The organism is Amycolatopsis lurida, from assembly GCF_900105055.1.
GTDB classification, from domain to species: Bacteria; Actinomycetota; Actinomycetes; order Mycobacteriales; family Pseudonocardiaceae; genus Amycolatopsis; species Amycolatopsis lurida.
Window position 1 is genome coordinate 246,280 of the sequence record NZ_FNTA01000002.1, and the last position, 18,564, is coordinate 264,843.

An 18,564-nucleotide genomic window follows, 5' to 3' on the forward strand; every position below is an offset into this window, starting at 1 on the left:
CCATGACCTCGTCCCGACAGGACCGCATCGCGGCACTGCCCGCCCACCTGCGGGAGGTGCTGCGCGCGCGGATGGCGGGAACGGCCGGACCCGCGCCGGAGATCCCGGCCGCCGCCGACCGTTCCCGCCCGATCCCGCTCTCGGCCGCCCAGCGGCGGCTCTGGTTCCTCAGCAGGCTGCGGCCGGACGACCCGGAGTACAACAGCGCGTTCGCCCTGCGCCTGACCGGACCACTAGACCGTGTCGCACTGGCCACCGCGCTGCGGTCGCTGGTCGCTCGCCACGAGCCCTTGCGCACCACCTTCGAGGAGATCGACGGCGAGGGCTTCCAGATCGTCCGGGAGCCCCACGAGGTCGCGTTGCCCGTCGTGGACGTCAGTCCCGGCGAGCTCGACGACGTCCTGCGCGCCGAGTACACCCGGCCGTTCGATCTGAACCGCGGGCCACTGCTGCGCGCCGTGCTGCTGCGGCTCACCGACACCGAGAACGTGCTGCTGGTGTGCGTGCACCACATCGCCACCGACGGCGCGTCGATGGGCGTGCTGACCGAGGAACTCGGCCTGCTCTACCGCGACGGCGAACGCGCCCGGTTGCCCGCGCAGCCGGTGCAGTACGCGGACTTCGCCGTATGGCAACGAAACCGGCCGCTCCGGGGAGCGGGTCTCGACTACTGGAAGTCGCACCTCGACGGCGTCGTCCCGCTGGAGCTGCCCACCGACCGGCCCCGGCCGCCCGTCCGGAGCACCGACGGTGCGACACGGGAGTTCACCGTGCCCGCGGAGGTCGCCGGCCGCCTCGCGGAGCTGGCGCGCTCGTCGGAGACGACGCTGTTCACGGTGCTCGTCGGCGCGTGCCAAGCGCTGTTCGCCCGTTACACCGGTCAGGAGGACATCGCGCTCGGCACGGTCGTGCGGGGCCGTGAGCGGCCGGAACTCGAACGGGTCGTCGGCTTCTTCGTCAACACCGTCGTCCTGCGCTCGGCCGTCGACCGGTCGGTGTCCTTCACCGAGCACCTGGCTCACGCCCGCCAGACCGTGCTGGACGCCTTCGCCCACGACGACGTGCCGTTCGACGCGGTCGTGGACGCCGTGCGGGCGGGCCGCGACCCCGGCCGGAACCCGTTGTTCGACGTCATGGTGCTGCTGCACTCCGCTTCCGGTGACGGTCCCGAGTTCCCCGGCCTGGCCGTGGAACCGGCGGACGTCGCGCGGGACGCGGCGAACTTCGACCTCTCGATCGAGTTCGAGGAATCCGGCGGCAGGCTGGCCGGGCTCGTCGAATACAGCACCGAACTGTTCGACGCCACCACGATCGACGGCCTGATCGGGCACCTGCTGCGGCTGCTGGCCGGAATCGCCGCCGACCCCGGGCGCCGGATCGCCGACCTGCCGCTGATCGGCGACGCCGAAGAACGCCGCCTGCTGTCTTGGGGGAGCAACGGGCTGGAGGTCCCGGCGACGACCATCGTCGACCTTCTGGACCACCAGGCGAAGACCCGGCCGGACGAGACGGCGCTCGTCTGCGGCGACACCAGACTGACCTTCGCCGAACTCGTCGCCCGCGCCGACGGCCTCGCCGCGGAACTGGCCGCGCGCGGCGCCGGCCCGGACCGGGTGGTCGCGGTGGTGCTGCCGCGTTCGGCCGACGCGATCGTCGCGTTGTTCGCCGTGCTCAAAGCGGGTGCCGTGCACCAGTCGGTCGACCCCGGCCTGCCACCCGAGCGGATCCGGACGCTGCTGGCCGACACCCGGCCGGTCGTGGTCCTCGACGACACCTTCGCGATCACCACCGACCGGCCACGACCGGCTCCGCCGCGGCCGTCGGACGCGGCCTACGTCATCCACACCTCGGGTTCGACGGGCACGCCGAAGGGTGTCGTCGTCGGTCACGCGGCCTTGGTCAACCTGCTCGCCAACCATCGCGCCGTGTTCGGCCGCGACCGGATGCGTGTCGCGCTGACCGCGACGCTCTCGTTCGACACGTCGTGGGAAGGCCCCCTCCTGCTGGCGGACGGCCACGAACTGCACGTCATCACCGAAGAGACCCGGCTCGATCCGGACGGGCTGACCCGCTACGTGCGGGACGAGCACGTCGACTTCCTTGACGTCACACCGTCCTACCTACGGCAGCTGCTGCCCGCCGGGCTGCTCGACGGAGAGCGCCGGCCGAAGTTCCTCATGGTCGGCGGTGAGGCTCTCGACGGTGACCTCTGGCGTGAACTCGCCGCTTCCGGAACGGAGGCGCACAACTACTACGGGCCCACCGAGTCCACTGTGGACGCCACGTGCGCGCCGGTGACCGGTGACCGGCCGGTGATCGGCAGGCCGCTCGGCAACGTGACCGCCTACGTCCTGGACGAGGGGTCGCGGCTCGTACCCGCCGGGGTTCCCGGTGAACTCTGCCTCGCCGGCGCCCAGCTCGCCCGTGGCTACCTCGGCCGCCCGGGGCTGACCGCGGACCGCTTCACCGCCGACCCGTTCGGCCCGCCCGGCGCCCGGCTCTACCGCACCGGCGACCGTGCCCGCTGGACCGCCGACGGGCGGCTGGACCATCTCGGCCGCCTCGACGAGCAGCTCAAGGTGCGCGGTTTCCGGATCGAGCCCGGCGAGGTCGAGGCGGTACTGCGCGCCCAGCCGTCGATCACGGACGCCGCCGTGGACGCGCGGGACGGCAAGCTGGTCGCCTACGTCGTCGGAGACGCCGACCTTGCCCAGCTTCGGACCGCGTTGCACCGCGTCCTTCCCGGCCATCTCGTCCCGTCGGCGTTCGTCGGCCTGGACCGGCTGCCTCAGACCAGGCACGGGAAACTGGACCGGCGGGCCCTGCCCGACCCCGGCCACGCCGCCTCGACGCCGTACGTCGCTCCCCGGAACGACCGTGAGCGGCTGGTGACCGCCATCTGGTCCGACGTCCTCGGTGTCGAACGCGTCGGTGTCGACGACGACTTCTTCGAACTCGGCGGCGATTCCCTCCTTGGCATCCGCGTACTCGCGCGGCTTCGGGACACGCTCGGCGCCGAGGTGCCCGCGCGGCTCGTCTTCACCGCGCCCACTCCGGCGCGCCTCGCCCTGCGGTTGCCCGAGAGCACCGCACCGCAGGCGGCGATTCCGGTGCTGCCCAGGGACGGTGGCCGGTTCGAGGCGCCGCTTTCCTTCGCGCAGCAGCGGTTGTGGTTCCTCGACGAATTCGAACCTGGCAGCGCCGAATACGTGTCGCCGACGGCCTTGAGGCTGCGCGGTGAGCTGGACACGGGCGCGCTGAACCGCGCACTGACCACGCTGGTAGCCCGGCACGAATCCCTCCGGACGACCTTCGCGACCGTCGATGGCCGCGGCGTCCAGGTGATCCATCCGCCCTACGCCGTCGACGTGCCCGTCACCGAAGGCGACTTGGACAGCGCCCTCGCCGCCGCGACCGGCGCCGTCGACCTGCACAGCGGGCCGTCGCTGCGGGTCGCGCTGACCCGGCTCGCGCCCGGCGACCACGTGCTCACGGTCGTGCTGCACCACATCGTCACCGACGGCTGGTCCTCCGGCGTGCTGCTGGCCGAGCTGGCCACGTGCTACAGCGCGTTCCGTCGCGATGAGGAACCCGCTCTTCCGCCGCTGCCGGCGCAGTACGCGGACTACGCCGTCTGGCAACGGGAACGGCTGCGAGGCACGGATTTCGACGCCCAGCTCAGCTACTGGCGCAACCGCCTCGACGGCGTGCCCGCGCTCGACCTGCCCACCGACCGGCCCCGTCCGGCCGTGCGCACCAAGAACGGTGCCCTGCACGAATTCAGTGTGCCCGCCGGGACCACGGCGCGGCTCAAGGAGCTGTCCAGGCACCAGGGCGGCACCCTCTTCATGACCCTGCTCGCCGCGAGCAAACTGCTGTTCGCCCGCTGGTCCGGGCAGGACGACATCGCCGTCGGCACCGTCGTCTCCGGTCGTGAGCGGACCGATCTCGAAGGCATGATCGGGTTCTTCGTCAACACCCTCGTCCTGCGGTCCACAGTGGACTTGAAGCTCGGGTTCGACGCCTTCCTCGACGACGTGCGGGACACCGTCCTGGACGCGTTCGCGCATCAGGACGTGCCTTTCGACCGGGTCGTCGACGACCTGCAGCCCGAGCGCGACACCAGCCGCACCCCGCTGTGTCAAGTGCTGGTGGTGCTGCACAACACCCCGGACACCCGGCCGTCGATGGCGGGCTTGGCCGTCGAAGAGCTGGCGCCGCCCGTGGTGACCGCCGGTTTCGACCTCACGATCCACTTCCAGGAGACCGGCGGCCGGCTCGACGCGCTCGTCAACTACAACACCGATCTGTTCGACCCCGCCACGATCGAACGGCTGACCGGCTGGCTTCGCCGCCTGCTCGACGGTATCGCGACGGCCCCGGAACTGCCGCTCGGACGGCAGCCCTGGATCAGCCAGGCCGAACGCGACCGGGTGCTGCTCGAGTGGAACGGCAAGGCGGACGCGGAACCTTCGCCCGTACTGCACGAACTGTTCGCCGAGCGCGCGGCGCGCACTCCGGACGCCGTCGCGGTGACGAGCGGAAGCACGGAGCTGACCTATGCCGAACTGGACCGGCGCGCCAACCGCCTCGCCCATCGGCTGATCGAAGAGGGGGCGGGGCCGGAGCGGCTGGTGGCGCTTCGGCTGCCGCGGTCGGCGGACCTCGTCGTCGCGGTGCTCGCCGTGCTGAAGACGGGCGCCGCGTACGTGCCGATCGACCCGGCGTATCCGGCGGCGCGGATCGAGTCGACGCTGGCCGACGCGCGTCCGGTGACCGTGGTCGACTCCGTCGAGGCCGACGGCCGCCCGGACACCGCTCCGCGGGTGCGGGTCGAGCCGGACAACACCGCCTACGTCATCTACACCTCCGGCTCCACCGGTGTGCCCAAGGGCGTGCTGATCCCGCACGCCAACGTCACCCGCCTGTTCTCCTCGACCGCCGACTGGTTCGGCTTCGACGAGAACGACGTCTGGACGCTCTTCCACTCCTACGCCTTCGATTTCTCGGTCTGGGAACTATGGGGCGCGCTGCTGCACGGCGGCAGGCTCGTGGTCGTCCCGCAGGACGCGGTCCGCGAACCGGAGGACTTCGTGGCGCTGCTCGCCGAACAGCGGGTGACGGTCCTGAACCAGACCCCGTCGGCGTTCTACCGGCTGAGCACGCTGCCGGCTCCGGAGCTCGGCCTGCGATACGTGATCTTCGGTGGCGAAGCGCTGGACCCGGCACGGCTGACGGAGTGGTATCGGCGGCATCCGGACGGGCCGCGGCTGGTGAACATGTACGGCATCACCGAGACCACGGTGCACGTCACGTACCGGGCGCTGGAAGCGGACGGGACGGCCACCGTCGGGACCCCGATCCCGGATCTGCGGACCTACGTGCTCGACGCCGATCTCGCTCCCGTCCCGCCCGGGGTGACCGGTGAGCTCTACGTCGCCGGGGCGGGCCTGGCTCGCGGCTATCTCGATCGTCCCGGCCTCACCGCGTCGAGGTTCGTCGCGGACCCCTTCGGCGGATCCGGCACGCGGATGTACCGCACGGGCGATCTGCTGCGGTGGACCGGCGGCGGTGAGCTGGACTATCGCGGCCGGGCCGATCACCAGGTGAAGATCCGCGGTTTCCGCATCGAACCCGGCGAGATCGAAGCGGCGCTCGTCGCGCATCCCGACGTCGAGGCGGCCGCCGTCGTCGCCCACGGGGCCGGTGACGCGCGGAGGCTCGTCGCGTACCTGACCGGACCCGTGCCGGGGACGACGGCGCTGCGGGAGTTCCTCGGCCGCTCCCTGCCCGCGCACCTGGTACCCGCGGTGTTCGTCCCGCTGGAGCGGTTGCCCCTCAACGCCAACGGGAAGCTCGACACCCGGGCGCTGCCGGAGCCCGGCGCCCGGACCGAGAACCGTTACGTGGCCCCGCGCACCGACGTCGAGACCGTACTGGCCGGGGTGTGGTCAGAAGTGCTCGGCGTCGACCGGGTCGGCGTCGAGGACAACTTCTTCGGTCTCGGGGGAGATTCGATCCTCAGCATCCAGGTCGTGGCGGCGGCCCGGCAGGCGGGGTTGACGCTGTCGTCGAAGGATCTGTTCCGCAACCAGACCATCGCCGAACTCGCGCATGTCGTCCGTACCGAAGCACCGATGGAGCAGGCCGAGGTGGACGACGCCGGACCGGCGCCGCTCGGCCCGATCCAGTCCTGGCTGTTCGAGCGGCTGGACGAGCCGTGGCGGCTGACCATGTCCGTGCACGTCGTGCTGTCCTCTGTGGACATGGCGAAACTGATCTCCGCGCTGAACCGGGTCGGCGAGCACCACGACGCGCTGCGCATGCGTTTCTCCCGCTCGGCCGGGGGGTGGGTGCAGGAATCTGCTCCGTTCGGCGCCGACGACCTGCTGAGGCAGGTGGATCTGTCCGAAGTGGACGATGTATCCGCCGCCATGCACACCGAGGCGGTGCGGGCGCAGACGTCGCTCGACGTGACCGCCGGGCCGCTGTGGCGTGCGGTGCTGTTCACCTTCCGGGACCGGGCTCCGCAGCTGTTCCTGACCGCCCACCATCTCGTCATGGACGGGGTGTCGTGGCGGATCCTGCTGTCCGACCTCGAACGCGCGTATCGGGGAGAAACCCTGGCGCCGGTGCGAACATCGTTCACGTATTGGGCTCGTTCGCTGCGCGAATACGTGAATATGGGACGACTCGACAAGGAAATCGGGTACTGGGAAACTGCGTTTCGCGGAGCTCGGACGGATCTTCCGGTAGACCGTCCGGGGCGCAACACCGTGAAGTCGGAGCGCGGTGTCTCGGTGTCACTTGGCCGGGCCGAGACCACCGCGCTCCTTCGCGACGTACCCGGCGCGTACCGCACGGAGGTCAACGACGTGCTGGTCAGCGCGCTCGGCCGGGCGCTGGCCCCCTGGACGGGCCGGTCCCGGGTCGTGATCGCCATGGAAGGCCACGGTCGCGAAGAGATCGCCGGGCCGCTGGACCTTTCGCGCACGATCGGCTGGTTCACCGCGCAGTACCCGCTCTCGCTCGCCGTGCCCGAAGGAGATTGGGGCGACGTCCTCAAATCCGTGAAGGAGCAACTACGCGCGGTTCCGGCGAAAGGCGCGGGATTCGGGGCTTTGCGCTACTCGAGCGGCGACGAAACGCCGGGTTCCGCTTTACGAGCGGCCCCCGAACCGCGGATTTCCTTCAATTACCACGGCCGCTGGGACATGGGGAGCCCGGCAGGCGGATGGATCCGAGGCAGAGGGGAAACCCTCGGACACGACAGCGATCCGGAAAGCGTCCGTCCGTATCTGCTCGACGTCGTCGGTGTCGTCGAAGCCGGCGAATTGCATCTCACCTGGCAGTATTCCGACGAGGTGCACGACGAAGCCACCGTGCGCGGGGTAGCCGAGGCCATGCTCGGCGCGTTGCGCGGGATCATCGCGCATTGTGCCGAAAGTGGTGGGCGCACGCCGTCAGACTTCCCGCTGGCACGGCTCTCGCAGGCGGACGTCGACCGCTTCGCCGGCGACGGCCGCGATGTCGAGGACATTTACCCGCTCACGCCGTTGCAGACGGGCATGCTGTTCCACAGCCTGGTCGACACCGGATCGACGGCCTATTTCGACCAGTTCCGGCTTCGGTTGGCAGGTGTGAGCCGGCCGGACGCGCTGGCCGAGGCCTGGCAGCGCGTGGTCGACCGCACGCCGATCCTGCGCAGCAGTACCGCTTGGGACGGCATCGAGGAGCCGGTCCAGCGGGTCCATCGCGAGGTCGTGGTCCCGGTGCGGCACCACGACTGGCGCGCACTCACCCCGGACGAGCAGGACCGGGAACTGGAGGAACTGCTCGCCGACGACGTGGCGGCGGGGATGGATCTGGCCGCGCCACCGTTGATGCGGCTGGCGATCGCCCGGCTCGCCGAGGACGAGGTGCAGCTGGTGTGGACCTCGCATCACGTCCTGCTCGACGGCTGGAGTACGGCCCAGGTCTTCGGTGAAGTGTGCGAGCAGTACGCGGCCATCGTGGAAGGCCGCCCCGCACGGCTGGTCCCGCGACGCCCGTTCCGCGACTATCTTGCCTGGCTCGCCGCGCAGGACCGTGCCGAGGCGGAGGCGCACTGGCGCGTCGTCCTGGACGGGTTCACCACCCCGACCCCGCTGCCTTTCGATCGGCGGCCGGCGGAAGCGCACCGGGCGGAGTCCGCGGAGGCGGTCCTGGTCGAGCTTTCCCCGGAGGAGTCGGCGAAACTGCACCAGACGGCGAAATCCGCCGCGCTCACGGTCAACACGATCGTGCAGGGCGCGTGGGCGTTGCTGCTCGCGCGCTACAGCGGGGAAACCGACGTCCTGTTCGGCACGACCGTGTCCGGCCGCCCGGAGGGGATGCCGGGTGTCGAGTCGATGATCGGCATGTTCATCAACACGGTCCCGGCGCGCGTGCGGGTCCGTGGCGGGGACCTCGCGCTCGACTGGCTGCGGGAAACCCAGGCGGCGCAGGCCGATGCGCGCCGCTACGACTTCCTCGCCCTGTCCGAACTGCAGGCGTTCACGGCCGTTCCCGCCGGTACGGCGCTGTTCGACAGCGTGGTGGTGTTCGAGAACTACCCGATCGAGGACAGCGGCCAGGCCGACGTGCGCGTGCTCGACGTCGAATCGCTCGACACGACCACCTTCCCGCTGAATCTCACCGCTTACCTGCACGACAAGCTCGGGCTCGAACTCTCCTACGACCCGCGGCTGTTCGACGCGGACACTGTTCGCCGTCTCGCGGATCAGCTCGCCGGTTTCGTCCGTGCCATCGCCGCGGACCCGCGGTGCCGCCTTGACGCGCTTTCGCCGTTGTCGCCGTCCGAACGGCGCGAGCTGCTGTCAGCGGGCAGAGGTCCGCTGATCGACGTGCCGTCCGGCACGGTGCTGGACGCCTTCGAGGCGACGGTTTCCCGGGTGCCGCACGAGACCGCGCTGGTCTTCCGTGACACCGTGCTGGACTTCGCCGAGGTCGACGCCCGCGCCGCACGGCTGGCGGGACACCTGGCCGCCCGGGGCGCGGGTCCGGAGACGGTGGTGGCCGTCGTGCTTCCCCGTTCGGCCGAAGCCGTCATCGCGATCCTCGCGATCTTCAAGGCGGGCGCGACCTACTTGCCGATCGACGCCGGCCTTCCGGAGGACCGGAAACGGTTCCTGCTTCAGGACGCGCGACCGGTCGTCGTGCTGGACGGGACGGACCCGGGTCCCGCGACCTCGGCCGCGACCAGGGCGAGCGCGGACACCGCGGCGTACGTCATCTACACCTCCGGGTCGACGGGGACGCCGAAGGGTGTCGTCATCGACCACCGCGGCTTGACGAACTTGCTCGCCGCGCACCGCCGCGTCTTCCTCACCGAGGAGCGCCGCAGGGTGGCGCTCACCGCGTCGTCCTCGTTCGACACGTCCTGGGAAGCGCTTCTCGCCATGGTCGACGGGCACGAGCTGCACGTGCTCGACGACGACACCCGGCTCGACCCGCACGCCGCTGTCGGCTACGTCCGCGACCACCGGATCGACCTGATGGACCTGACCCCGACGTATCTCCAGCAGCTGCTGGAGGCCGGATTGCTGAGTGGAGAGCACCGGCCCGGCACGGTCCTCGTCGGCGGTGAGGCGACCGGCGAGCGGCTGTGGCGCGAGCTGGTCGCGTCCGGTGTCACCTCGTACAACTACTACGGCCCCACCGAAGTGACGGTCGACTCCGTCCATACCCCGGTCGGGGGAGACCGGCCACTGATCGGCCGCCCGCTGCCCAACCTGAGGGCTTACGTCCTGGACGCCACCGGGACACCGGTCCCGGCCGGCATACCGGGGGAGTTGTTCCTCGCCGGTGTCCAGCTCGCCCGCGGTTATCTCGGCCGCCCTGGGCTGACCGCGGACCGCTTCGTCGCCGATCCGTTCGGCCCGCCAGGCACCCGGATGTACCGCACGGGCGACCGGGTGCGCTGGACCACCGACGGACGGCTCGACTACCTCGGCCGTGTGGACGACCAGGTCAAGATCCGGGGGTTCCGGGTCGAACCCGGCGAGGTGGAGGCCGTGCTGCGGCAGCATCCGGCGGTCACCGACACCACGGTCGCCGCCCGCGACGGGCGCCTCGTCGCGTACGTCGTCGGCGACACCCGAGGACTGCGGGACTGGCTGCGGGACCGCCTGCCCGATCACCTTGTCCCGTCGGCGTTCGTCGCGCTCGACGCCCTTCCCCTGACCCGTAACGGCAAGGTCGACAAGCGAGCGCTGCCGGCGCCCGATCGCGACGCCGCGGCCGAGTACGTGGCGCCGCGGACCGAGACCGAACGCCGTGTCGCCGCCGTCTGGGCGGAGGTCTTGAAACTCGACCGGATCGGTGTGACGGACAACTTCTTCGAACTCGGCGGGGACTCGATCCTCAGCATGCGGATCACGTCGCGGGTGCGAACGGAACTGGGCGCCGACGTCTCGCCCCGCGCGTTGTTCACCGCACCGACCCTCGGCCGGTTCGCCGGGGCACTGCCGGACCGGCGGGCCGGAACGCGCCCGATCCCGGTCGTGGCCCGCGACGGTGCCTTGCCGTTGTCCTTCGCCCAGCAGCGATTATGGTTCCTCGACGAGTTCGAGCCCGGTGGCGCCGAATACCTGTCGCCCACGGCGTTGCTGCTCCGCGGGGAACTCGACGTCGCGGTCCTCAAGCAGGCCCTGGATCTCCTGGTGGCGCGCCACGAGTCGCTGCGCACGACGTTCGACGCGATCGACGGCCGCGGCGTCCAGGTCGTGCACGAGCCGTCCGGCGTCGACCTCCAGGTCGAGGAGTTCGACGAAGACGTGCTGGCACGGGAAGCGTCGCGCCCGTTCGACCTGCGCACCGGACCGCTCCTGCGGGCACGGCTCTTCCGGCGGACGTCCGAAGAGCACGTCCTGCTGCTGGCGCTGCACCACATCGTCACCGACGGCTGGTCGGCGGGTGTGCTGGCCGCCGAGCTCGACGAGGTCTACACCGCCCTCGTCCGCGGCGAGGACCCTGAGCTGCCCGAGCTTCCCGTGCAGTACGCGGACTTCGCGTCCTGGCAACGGGAACTCCTCGACGGGCCCGAACTCGCCGGCCAGCTGGACCACTGGCGGGAGCGTCTCGCCGGACTGGAACCCCTCGAGCTGCCCACCGACCGGCCCCGCCCTGCGGTGCGCACGACGGAGGGCGAATGGATGGGGTTCGAGCTTCCCGCCGACGTCGTCACGAAGCTCCGGGAGCTGGCCACCGCCCAGGACGGCACTCTGTTCATGACCTTGGTGGCCGCCTGCCAGGTCCTGCTGGCCGGGTGGGCGGGCCAGCGGGACGTCGCCGTCGGCACGGTGACCGCCGGGCGGGAACGCGCCGAACTGCAACGCCTCGTCGGGTTCTTCGTCAACACCCTGACCCTGCGGTCCACTGTGGACGGCAGCCGTTCGTTCCGTGACTTCCTGACCCAGGTGCGGTCCGTGGTGCTCGACGCCTTCGACCACCAGGACATCCCGTTCGAGCGCGTGGTGGACGCCGTGCAACCGGTCCGCGACCCGAGCCGTACCCCACTGTTCCAGGCCATGGTGGTCCTGCAGAACACCGGTGACCGGCCCGGGTCCGGCACGCTCGTCGCGGGGGAGGTCGCACTGCCCGCGGTGTCGGCCCCCTTCGACCTCCTCGTGCAGTTCGAGCAGGACGGCGACACGGTGCACGGGGCGATCAACTACAACATCGGACTGTTCGACGCGGAGACCATCGACCGGCTGATCGCGCGGCTGCGGGCGCTCCTGACCACGCTCGCCGCCGAGCCGGATCGGCCGATGGTGGCTCTGCCGTCATTGCCGCGGAGTGAACTCGACCGATTGCGAACCTGGAACGACACCGCGCGCGAGATTCCGGCCGCCTCCCTCGCCGAACTCGTCGAAGCACAGACCCGCCGGACCCCCTCCGCGTCCGCGCTGGTGTCCGACGCCGGTTCGCTGACCTTCGCCGAGCTGAACGCGCGGGCGAACCGGCTGGCTCGGTCGCTCGCCGAGCGGGGCGCCGGGCCCGAGCGGATCGTGGCCGTCCGGCTGCCGCGATCGGTGGGGCTCGTGGTCACCGAACTGGCCGTCGCCAAGACCGGCGCCGCGTTCCTGCCCGTGGATCCCGGCTATCCGGCCGAACGGATCGAGTTCATGCTGCGGGACGCCGACCCCGTGCTGGTGGTGGACGGCGAACTCGACGCGGCCGGATACGACGACACCGACCTCGGTGTCCGGGTCGACCCGGCACAGCCCGCGTACGTGATCTACACGTCCGGCTCGACCGGGCGGCCCAAGGGGGTCGTCGTCACCCATGCCGGGCTCGCGTCGTTCTCGGCCGCCGAGATCGAGCATTGCGAGGTGCGGCCGGGTGATCGTGTGCTCGCCTTCAGTTCGCCCAGCTTCGACGCCTCGATCCTGGAACTGTGCCTGTCCCTGCCCGCCGGCGCCGCGCTCGTCGTCCCGCCCGAGGGGCCGCTGCTCGGCACCCACCTCGCCGACGTCCTGCGACGGCGCCGGGTCACCCACGCGCTGATCCCGCCGATCGCGCTGGCCACCGTGCCCGAGGTGGAGCTGCCCGATCTCCGCACGGTGATCGTCGGCGGGGACACCTGTCCGGCGGCGCTGGTGGACCGGTGGGCGCCCGGAAGGCGGATGATCAACGCGTACGGGCCCACGGAGTCCACTGTGGTCACTTCGTGGAGCGAACCGCTGGCCCCGGGCGGCCCACCGCCGATCGGTACCCCGATCCCGAACACCGAGGTCCACGTCCTGGACACCGCGCTGCGGCCGGTGCCGATCGGGACCACCGGCGAGCTGTTCGTCTCCGGCGCCGGGCTGGCCCGCGGCTATCTGCACCGTCCTGGACTGACCGCGGACCGGTTCGTGGCGAATCCCTTCGGTGACCGGGGAAGCCGGATGTACCGGACCGGTGATCTGGTCCGCTGGACGGCCCGGGGCGTGCTGGAGTTCGTGGGCCGAGCGGACGAGCAGGTCAAGGTCCGCGGTTTCCGGGTGGAACTCGGCGAGATCGAGACGGCGTTGCGCCGTCATCCCGAGGTGCGGGACGCGGTGGTGGTCGCTCGTGAGATCGGTGGCCACAAACGGCTTGTCGCCTACGTCGTCGGCGAGGTGGCGGAGCCGCGGGTCTTCCTCGGCGAGACGTTGCCCGACTACCTCGTGCCGTCGATCTTCGTACCCGTGGACGCGATCCCGATCACGGCCAACGGCAAGGTCGACCGCGCGGCGCTCCCGGCTCCGGACCCGTCCTCGGTGCGGGGCGCGGGCCATGTGGAGCCACGCACCGAGATGGAAGCGGTGCTCGCGGATCTGTGGGCCGAAGTCCTCGGCCTGGGCCGGGTCGGTGCCACGGACAACTTCTTCGATCTCGGCGGCGACTCGATCCTCAGCATCCAGGTCGTCCACCGGGCCCGGCAGGCCGGGCTGGCGATGCGGTCGAAGGACCTGTTCACCCACCAGACGGTCGGCGAGCTGGCGACGGTGGTGAAACCGGTGGACACCGCCGACGCGGACCGTGAGGCCGTCGTCGGTGACGTTCCGCTGACCCCGATCCAGCGATGGTTCTTCGCCTCCGAACCGGCCAACCCGGCGCATTTCAACCAGTCGGTGCTCGTCGAACTCGCCGGGCCGGTGGACGAGGAGTCGCTGCGGCTCGCGCTCGACGCAGTCATCACCCAGCACGACGCGCTGCGTCTGCGCTTCGAGCGGACCGAGGCGGGATGGACGCAGTACAACGAACCGCCGGAGCCGAGGCCGGTGCTGAAGAAGGTGCCCGCGGCCGACTTGGCGGACGAGGCCGAAGACGCGCAGGCCGGTTTCGACCTGGCACGGCCGCCGCATCTGCGCGCGGTGCTGACGGAACCGGACGGCGCGGAGAATCCCCGGCTGCTGCTCGCCGCGCACCACCTGGTCGTCGACGCGGTGTCGTGGGGCATCCTGCTCGAAGACCTCGAACGCGCGTACCGGCAGATCGAAGCCGGCGAGAAAACCGACCTCGGCACCAAGACGACGTCCTTCCGCGAGTGGGCGCACCGGCTGCGCGAGTTCGTCGAAGCCGGCGGACTGGACGGTGAACACGGGCATTGGTCGCGTGAGCTTCCTGGTCGCACGATTCCGCGCGACCGCACCGGAGTTCCGCCCGCGCCACCGGAGTCGGTGAGCGTGGAGGTCGGCGAGCGGGACACCGACGCCCTGCTGCACTTGGCCCCCGGCGCCTACCGGACCCGGATCAACGACGTCCTGCTGACCGCGCTGGCCAGGGCGCTCACCCGCTGGACGGGCGAATCCGCCGTCGCGGTCGATCTGGAGGGCCACGGCCGCGAGGAGATCCTCGACGGCGTCGACCTGTCCCGCACCGTCGGATGGTTCACCACGTTGTTCCCCGTCGGGCTCATGGTCGACGACTCGGCGGGCTGGCGGCGACTCGTCAAGGCGACCCGGAAGCAGTTGCGTGCCTTGCCCGGCAACGGTTTCGGCTACGGCGCCCTGCGGTATTTCCGGTTCCCGGAACTCGGTGGCACGGCTCCGGAGGTCGCGTTCAACTACCTGGGCCAAGGCGACCACGCGGGCGAGGGGAGCGGTTTCTACCGGCGGGCGCACGCACCACTCGGGCGCGAACAGGACCCCGGGAACCGCCCGCCGCACGTGCTCGAAGTGGTCGGCGGGGTACGGGACGGTCGTCTGGAGTTCTCCTGGTACTACCAGCCACACCTGAACACACGGGCCACGGTGGCGGCCGTCGCCGCGGACTTCGCCGACGTCTTGCGCGCCATCGCGTCCGACTGCCGTGGTGACGAGACGTGAGCGGGCTGCGGAACAATCGCGACTACCGTCTCCTGTGGACCGGGCAGGTCGTCTCCGAGGCCGGGTTCAGCACCACCATGATCGCCTTTCCGCTGGTGGTGCTGGCGATCACCGGCTCCGGTGTCCAATCCGGACTCGTGGTCGGCGCGGTGGCGATCGCCCAGCTGGTCGCCGGGCTGCCCGCCGGCGCGCTCGCGGACCGCTGGTCCCGCAAGCGGATCATGCTCGGTTGCGAGGCCGCGCAGGCGATCGCGGCCGCCGCGCTCGTGCTCACGCTGTGGTGGGACACGGCCGGAGTCGGTCTCCTGGTCGTCGTCGCGGTGGTGATGGGGGTCTGCCGCGCCTTGTTCGAGCCGGCGGAGGAGGCGAGCCTGCCGCTGCTGGTCCCGGCCGACCAGGTCCCGTCGGCGGTCTCGCTGAACGCCGCGCGAACGAGCGCCGGGCAGCTGTCGGGTACCGCGCTCGGCGGGTTCCTGTTCTCCTTCGGCCGGTTCGTGCCGTTCGTTTTCGACGTCGTGACCCACCTCTTCGCCTTCGTTTCGCTGCTTTTCGTCCGCCTCCCGGTCCGCCGGACCACCGCTTCCCGGCCGCCCGCGCATCTGGGCAGGGAGATCGCGGAAGGACTGAAGTGGGTGTGGCGGCAACCTCGGCTGCGCGTCACGACGTTCTGCGTGATCGGTCTCAACCTGTTCTTCTCGGCCTACTACCTGGTGATCATCGTGCTCGCCGACGGCCGGGGCATGCCCTCCGGGGAGATCGGTGTCATGGCCGCGATGCTCGGCGGCGGCGGGGTACTCGGTGCGCTGGCCGCGCCCGTCCTGTACCGCAGATTCAGCCCGTATCTGTTGATCGCCGGCGTGTTCTGGGCCTTGACCGTCCTGACACCGCTCGCGATCTTCGTGCACAGCGGATACCTCATGGGCCTGCTGTTCGCGGGAATCGCCTTCCTGCCGCCCGCCGCCAACACGGCCATCAGCACCTACCAGTTGCTCACCACACCCGACGAGTTGCGTGGCCGTCTCGGCGGCGTGCTGGGTGTGACCGGTGGCCTGGCCGCCGCGCTCGGCCCCGCGCTGGGCGGCTGGCTGGTCGAGCTCCTGCCCGGCTCCACCGCGGTTCTGGCGTGCGCGGGCGCCATCGCGGTCGTCACGCTGCTCACCACCTTCAACCGCACGCTGCGCGGGCTTTCCGTCACGTCCGAACCATCCGAAGTGGAAACCACCGCAAGTTAGGGAGAGAGAACCGATGGACGACGACACCACGTTCCAGGTCCTGATCAACGACGAAGAGCAGTACTCGCTTTGGCCCGCGGACAAGGAGATCCCCGAGGGCTGGCGTCCCGATGGCAAGACGGGCACCCGCCAGGAGTGCATGGACCACGTGGACCAGGTCTGGACGGACATGCGCCCCCGAAGCCTGAGGGAGCGCATGGCGGCCGAATGACCGGTCGCGGTGCCCGGGGCGGTGACCGCACCGGGCACCGCACCGGCACTCCGCGGAGTCACGAGTGGAATCCGGCGAAATGGGTAAATAGACCGGTATGACTGAGGGTCGAGTGGCGGTGTTCGCACCGTCTCCGCAGCTGACGGTGACGGTGGAGGAACTGGACGGGGCGCCGGACGTCCACGTGCACGCGGGCGGACAGGGGGTATGGCAGTCGCGGATGATCGACGCCCTCGGCGGGCAGGCGGTGTTGTGCTGCGCGCTCGGCGGGGAGACGGGACGGGTGTTGCGGCATCTGATAGGCGTGACTGCCGAGGTTCGTGAAGTCGCTGCCCGCAACGGCGCCTACGTGCACGATCGGCGTGACGGCCGTCGCGACGAGGTGGTGAGGATGCCCGCCGACGCGTTGACCCGGCACGAACTCGACGATCTGTACGAGCTGACCCTGGTTCAGGCGTTGCGCGCGGACGTGGCGATCCTCAGCGGGCCGGACGAGGACGACGTGCCCGTGCCACATTCGGTGTACGAGCGACTCGCCCGCGATCTGGGCGGCCACGGCACTCCGGTCGTGGTGGACCTGTCCGGGGAGCGGCTCGCCTGTGCGCTCGCGGGTGAGCCGGCGGTGATCAAGGTCAGCCACGAGGAGATGGTCGAGGACGGGCTGGCCAAATCGGATTCGCTGACCGATCTCGCGGACGGTTGCCGAGAGCTGGCGTCGGGCAACGCGCGGGCCGTCGTCGTGTCCCGCGCGGCCGAGGAGACGCTCGCCTACCTCGAAGGACGGCTGGTCCTGGTCGAGTCACCCGACCTGACCCCGGTCGACACCCGCGGCGGCGGAGACTCGATGACCGCGGGGCTCGCGGTCGGCCTGGCACAAGGCCGGTCTCTGGAGGACGCGGTGAAGCTGGGGGCCGCGGCGGGCGCGATCAATGTGACCCGGCACGGTCTCGGTTCGGGGAGCGATGAGGCCGTGCGTGAACTCACCGGGCGAGTACGGTTGAAGCCGTGGGAGGCGTCCTGATGCGCGCCCTGATCACCAACGACGACGGTATCGACTCGCCGGGCCTGGCGGCGCTGGCCCGCGGCGCGGCGGACCACGGCTGGAACGTGGTGGTAGCCGCGCCCGCGGCGGAGGCCAGCGGAACCAGTGCGGGCCTGACCGGCGCCGGCGGCGAAGGCCGCGTCGCGGTCGAACGGCGGGAATTGCCCGGCCTGCCCGATATCCCGGTGTTCGCCGTCTCCGCGCACCCCGGGCTGATCGCCTTGGCGGCCGCGCAGGGATCGTTCGGCGATCCACCGGAAATCGTCCTGTCCGGAGTGAACCACGGGGCGAACGTCGGACGCGCGATCCTGCATTCGGGCACGGTCGGCGCGGCACTGACCGCCTCGATCAACGGCGCCAGGGCTCTCGCGGTGTCTCTCGACGTGGGATTGGATCCCGGCCCGCGACCCCACTGGGACACCGCCGTCTCGGTCGCCGCGACGTTGTTCGACAAGCTCGCGGGACTGCCCGCCGGCACCGTCTTGAACCTCAACGTGCCCGATCGTGCCGAGACAGGACCGGTGAAGCGCACCGGGCTGGCCGAATTCGGTGCGGTGCGCAGTCACGTTCAGAACGGCGAGGACGGCGCGTTCACCCTCACCGCCGTCACGGGCGAGGGAGAACTGCTGCCGGGCAGCGACGCCCATCTGCTCAGTCAGGGCCATGCGACGGTGACCCCGCTGAATTCGGTCAGCGAAGACAGCACCTTGGACTGGTGATCGCGCACATGCCTTGGGGGTGGTCCAGCGTCCGTCACCCATGTCGATCCCGATGATCGCCGTTTCCGGGCGCCGCGTCGGCTGGCCAAAGCGACCAGGACCCCGCTCGACCAACCCGCGCAGGAGCATCGTTTCGGCCTCACCCCCCGCGAACTGGAAGTGCTCGGCCTGCTCGCTGACGGCCGCACGAACCGGGAGATCGCCGGTGGTCTGTTCATCGCGGTGAAGACCGCGGGCGCACATGTGTCCAGCATTCTCGGCAAGCTCGGCGTCACCGGCCGGGTCCAGGCCGCCACCACCGCGCACCGCCTCGGCCTGCTCAAGTGACCTACGCCTCGATCCATGGTCACCTTCGGGTTGGCACGCCGGCTCGACTCAGGTTTATGTTGTGCGCCAGGTGCACGAACTCCTATCCGCTCGTTGCCAGGCCGTTGGAAGTGTTCACTGAGGCTTTGGGCGAGTCCAGATCTGAGTGACGCGTTCGGCGAGGATGCGTGAACGCTCCTCGATGTCGTCGTCGGTC

6 protein-coding genes are annotated in these 18,564 nt (G+C 70.6%); all 6 read left to right on the top strand.

Annotation, left to right across the window (positions count from 1 at the left end):
* Positions 1 to 2 precede the first annotated feature (2 nt).
* The 6 genes from BLW75_RS01330 to BLW75_RS01355 all read left to right on the top strand — a co-directional run bounded on the left by BLW75_RS01330 (position 3) and on the right by BLW75_RS01355 (position 18,368).
* Positions 3 to 14,837: a non-ribosomal peptide synthetase gene (locus BLW75_RS01330; RefSeq protein WP_034307906.1), complete on the top strand. Its 14,835-nt coding sequence runs from the start codon at positions 3 to 5 to the stop codon at positions 14,835 to 14,837.
* Complete coding sequence (locus BLW75_RS01335) at positions 14,834 to 16,069, top strand: MFS transporter (RefSeq protein WP_034307904.1); 1,236 nt, start codon at positions 14,834 to 14,836, stop codon at positions 16,067 to 16,069. The genes BLW75_RS01330 and BLW75_RS01335 overlap by 4 nt, the downstream gene beginning before the upstream one ends.
* Positions 16,070 to 16,082: 13 nt before the next feature.
* Complete coding sequence (locus tag BLW75_RS01340; protein WP_034307901.1) at positions 16,083 to 16,280, top strand: MbtH family protein; 198 nt, start codon at positions 16,083 to 16,085, stop codon at positions 16,278 to 16,280.
* A gap of 97 nt (positions 16,281 to 16,377) precedes the next feature.
* A complete protein-coding gene (locus BLW75_RS01345; protein WP_034307898.1) occupies positions 16,378 to 17,301 on the top strand; it encodes a 1-phosphofructokinase family hexose kinase in 924 nt (307 codons plus the stop codon).
* Positions 17,286 to 18,041, top strand: coding sequence for a 5'/3'-nucleotidase SurE (gene surE / locus BLW75_RS01350; protein ID WP_241783395.1), 756 nt, complete (start codon positions 17,286 to 17,288; stop codon positions 18,039 to 18,041). The genes BLW75_RS01345 and surE overlap by 16 nt, the downstream gene beginning before the upstream one ends.
* A gap of 81 nt (positions 18,042 to 18,122) precedes the next feature.
* Positions 18,123 to 18,368 (top strand): helix-turn-helix domain-containing protein, encoded by a 246-nt coding sequence (locus BLW75_RS01355; RefSeq protein WP_091596483.1) that lies wholly within the window; start codon positions 18,123 to 18,125, stop codon positions 18,366 to 18,368.
* Positions 18,369 to 18,564: the final 196 nt, after the last annotated feature.

Coding starts and splice junctions, on each gene's coding strand:
- BLW75_RS01345 (WP_034307898.1), top strand. CDS start 16,378: ATGACTGAGGGTCGAGTGGCGGTGTTCGCACCGTCTCCGCAGCTGACG.
- BLW75_RS01330 (WP_034307906.1), top strand. CDS start 3: ATGACCTCGTCCCGACAGGACCGCATCGCGGCACTGCCCGCCCACCTG.
- BLW75_RS01340 (WP_034307901.1), top strand. CDS start 16,083: ATGGACGACGACACCACGTTCCAGGTCCTGATCAACGACGAAGAGCAG.